At 45.4% G+C, this 3,677-nt stretch carries 4 protein-coding genes; 1 reads left to right on the top strand and 3 read right to left on the bottom strand.

The annotated features are described in order from the left end of the window. Nucleotides 1-22: 22 nt before the first annotated feature. On the bottom strand, nt 23-499 hold the full coding sequence (locus AB4496_RS19900; RefSeq protein ID WP_009846117.1) for a YHS domain-containing (seleno)protein: 477 nt from the start codon (nt 497-499) through the stop codon (nt 23-25). Between the two features lie 110 nt (nt 500-609). On the opposite strand from AB4496_RS19900, the gene AB4496_RS19895 reads away from it, so the two are divergent. Beyond that, entirely contained in the window at nt 610-1,449 is an 840-nt protein-coding gene (locus tag AB4496_RS19895; RefSeq protein WP_102257673.1) for an AraC family transcriptional regulator, read from the top strand. Between the two features lie 158 nt (nt 1,450-1,607). Here AB4496_RS19895 and AB4496_RS19890 read toward each other — a convergent pair whose 3' ends face one another. Together AB4496_RS19890 and AB4496_RS19885 are read right to left on the bottom strand one after the other, a co-directional pair. Beyond that, nucleotides 1,608-2,648 (bottom strand): acyltransferase, encoded by a 1,041-nt coding sequence (locus AB4496_RS19890; protein ID WP_102257672.1) that lies wholly within the window; start codon nt 2,646-2,648, stop codon nt 1,608-1,610. 123 nt (nt 2,649-2,771) lie between these two features. Beyond that, entirely contained in the window at nt 2,772-3,668 is an 897-nt protein-coding gene (locus AB4496_RS19885; RefSeq protein WP_372131712.1) for an AEC family transporter, read from the bottom strand. Nucleotides 3,669-3,677: the final 9 nt, after the last annotated feature.

The following is a 3,677-nucleotide window of genomic DNA, read 5'->3' as shown; positions in this document are numbered from 1 at the left end:
CTTAGAACTTAGAACTTAAAACCTAGAGCTTATAGGCTTCGACGGTTTTGATCGTGGTCCAATTGCTGTTGGCGTCTTGGATGAATTCTTGCGTATTCTCCAGCCAACGCTTTTGAACTGACTTATCTAAGTTTAAGTACAGCTTCCCACCTTCTACTTTCCAAGCTAGTGGGTCCGTTTCAAATTTCTTACCCATTGCCACACCAAAGGCACAATAGCCACCATATTGAGGTGCATAAGCCGATGGGTTAGATCGGAATTCATCTCGGTTTTCACTGCTCACAAAGTTATAAATCGCATTCTTATAAGTCGCTGTGAATTCAGATGTGCCTTTAACTGGCCCCTCATTGGCAAAGTAAGCAACAGGGTCATAACCTTTAATGGCGAGATCATTGTTGTCGACACTCATATCAAGGTCTGCTGCCATTAACGAAAAGCTGGTTCCTAGTAACGCGGCCAATAGAGTGATTTTTTGACTGGTCGATTTCATGTGTGACATATCAAGTTCCTTGTCAGTGTTGGTTATCTTGTTTGAAATAATTTAGCCCACTCGTCCGGTCTATAGAGGGACAAAAGAACTAAAAACTAAGCGAATCGTTCGGAGGGTGCATGGATCTGCTGTCACAATTAATGGAACACTTCTCGATACGCACTGGCGTTTTCTATTCTGGAAACCTGTGTGGGGTGTCGTCATTTAACGCGCAACAAGGCAAAGAAGGGCACCTTCATGTATTAAGTTCGGGGGAGTTGACCTTATCTGGTGCTCATACGGAATGCAGGCAGCTTTCTCAGCCCTGTATTATTTATCTGCCGAATAGCACACCACATGTAATTGAAGGTGTGGGAGAAGGTGCAGAGCTTGTGTGTGCGAACGTGGAGTATCGTTCAGGGCAGATGAATCCTTTATTATCGGCTCTGCCCGACATGATAGTTATTCCGTTTGAAGATGCACCGAACTTAATGCCTGTGATTGAGGTGCTGTTTCGAGAGTCGGGGCAAGCATCTTCAGGACAACAATCGTCAGGGCAGCAATACCTAATGGACAAGTTGAGTGATGCGTTGATGGCGTTGATTTTTCGTCATCTCATTGAACAACAAAAAATCGATAGCGGCGTTTTCTCTGCTCTTGCACACCCAAGGCTTGCTGCTGTGGTGACCGCTATTCACCGGTTGCCTGCTCGTCATTTTTCGGTTGCAGAAATGGCGTCACTGGCTTTGATGTCTCGTACTCAGTTTATTGAGGCGTTCAAGCGTGAGGTGGGTGAAACACCGGGAGATTACGTGCAAAAGTGGCGTGTTTCCGTTGCTCAATCTCTGCTACTGCAAAATAAGCCCATCAACTGGGTTGCCGATGAAGTCGGTTACAACAGTTATTCAGGTTTCTCACGCGCATTTCAGCATGTATCGGGTGTGTCGCCACGTCAGTGGTTAAAAGAGAGTAACGCATAAGAGGGAAAGGGATGTTGAAGTTTAAAGTTGCCAGTGAAAGCGAGTTAGTGCTTTCACTGGCAAGGCGAACCTCGTTGCAGAAAAGAATGTTGCATCAAGGCAAATTACAGACTGAGGATTGTCACTAGGCCTGTAATACGTCGTTGGCTAGATGAGCACTAACGAAGTAACCAGTGGCGCAGTGGCGTTTTTTCTATACCAGCGATCAATATAAAGCTCAGGGTAAAGGTGCCGAAGAACACGGTAATGTCTTTAGCGAGTTCAGTGATGCCCAATACTCCGCAGACATTGAATAGCAAAATAATGATCAACAGATGGCAAACGTAGATACCCAGCATACGATTCGAGATAGCGTGAAGCCATGCGTAATCGCCGATGTTTGGATTAGCTAAAAGCCACATGAACACACCAATCCCCCACAAAGCTGTACCAAACAAGAAATCGTGAATATTAAAGGCGATATCAAATTGGGTTAGCCATGCCGCTTCGGCAAAGTGGATGACCATGCCTAACGCCAATAACCCTAATGCTTTGGCTGAGGACACTTTCCATTGATGCTGACGAATGAGGAAACCTAAGGTCACCATTAACGTGCTGAAGAACGGACCGTTACGCGTGAAGAAAGGGGCACTAAGGTCGGTTAAGCTTGTGTAGCTGCCCGCAAATACACCATAGACGTAAAGCAGAATGGCCACCGGTAGTAAAAGCTTATCGAGTTTCATCTCTACCATTAAGGCGATGATCAAAACCGCGCACACAAGGGCGGGAATGAACCATAAATGTACCAACCCACCCTCTAAGAAAGAGTTGAGTGGGGTATTCATTAAGAAACCCCAATAGCCTTCACGTTCGCCTAGATAGCCAAACTCTTCTACTTTCGCGAGATTGAATGGCATCACTAAGCAAATGATGCTCCATGCCAACCAAACTTTGAGTAGTGGTTTGGAGTAGTTGATGAAGGCTGTCCAAGGTGATGCTGTGAGCTTAGGTTGAATCAGATAGCCTGAAATAAGGAAGAACAGAGGCACGGCAAAACGAGCGGTTTGGTTGAGCACATAACCGATCCAAGGCACCTCATCTATTTGCCAATAAGTGAGTGCCATTTGGCCGTGCAAACCAATGATCGCCAAGATAGCAATCACTCTGCCTAACTCGATACTGGCGATGTGTTGTGAAGGCGTATGTTGAACGGAAGACATATCAGATCTCTCAGTAAAATTTTTACGAAATCTAGCAGCCTTTATGCCCAACCAGTTAGTCCTAAATCAAGGCTTATGACCTTTGTTTCAAGGCTTGTGTCGGTTTTTTGAAGCCTGTCGCAGCTATATTAAATCCATTGCAGTGAGTGCAAATATACCTAGTGTACAAGTGATAAGAGAAACAACAGTAGTAAGAGCGATGATGTTAGCCGCGAGTGTTGAGTTTCCTCCCATCGCACGCGCCATAACATAGCTTGCCGCTGCCGTTGGTGCTGCGCTCATCAAGAAGATAAGTCCGAGATCGAGCCCTTCAAACCCTAAGTACCAGCCAGCCAGTGTAGTCAGTAAAGGTGACGCGATTAACTTGTAACTAGAGGCGAACCACGTAGACAACTTTTCTTGTTTAAGCGAACTAATATCTAGAGAACCACCAGTACAAAGTAGAGCCAAAGGCAAAGTCATGTTGGCAAAGTATTGCCCAGCATCAGTCACCATTTTTGGAATCGGAATTGAAAGTGCATAGAAGACGACTGCTAAGAAAATAGCGATGATTAACGGGTTTTTGGTGATGGACTTGGCGATCACTTTAATGGCTTTAGCGCCGGTGTCTTTGCCTTTGGGTGTCAGTGCTATCACGGCTTGAATGTTATACAGTACGGTCAGAGATGCGACATAGATAGCAGCCAATGCCACGCCTTGGTTGCCATAAATATTAGCCACGTAGGCGAGGCCGATGATCGCGGTATTAGCGCGGAATCCACCTTGGATGATCACACCTTGATCTTTAGAGCTTTTGAATACCAACTTGGTTGAGAAAATCGTGAACAAGAAAAAGACAAAGTTAGCGATGACGCCAAACGCAACTAACGCGCTACTGGCTGAAAAGTTGTGATTCGATTGAACAATACTCAGAAATAGCATCGCGGGTAGGGTGACTTGAAACACCACTTTGGACGCGACATCAATGAAATTATCATTGATCAAACCGATTCGCTTGAGCATCACACCAAGAAACAGCATTAAACCTGT

It is taken from the genome of Vibrio sp. 10N.222.46.A1 (assembly GCF_041473595.1).
Classification (GTDB): Bacteria; Pseudomonadota; Gammaproteobacteria; order Enterobacterales; family Vibrionaceae; genus Vibrio; species Vibrio tasmaniensis_A.
Note: the sequence above shows the minus strand (reverse complement) of the source record. Positions and strands in the feature narration are given on the sequence as shown.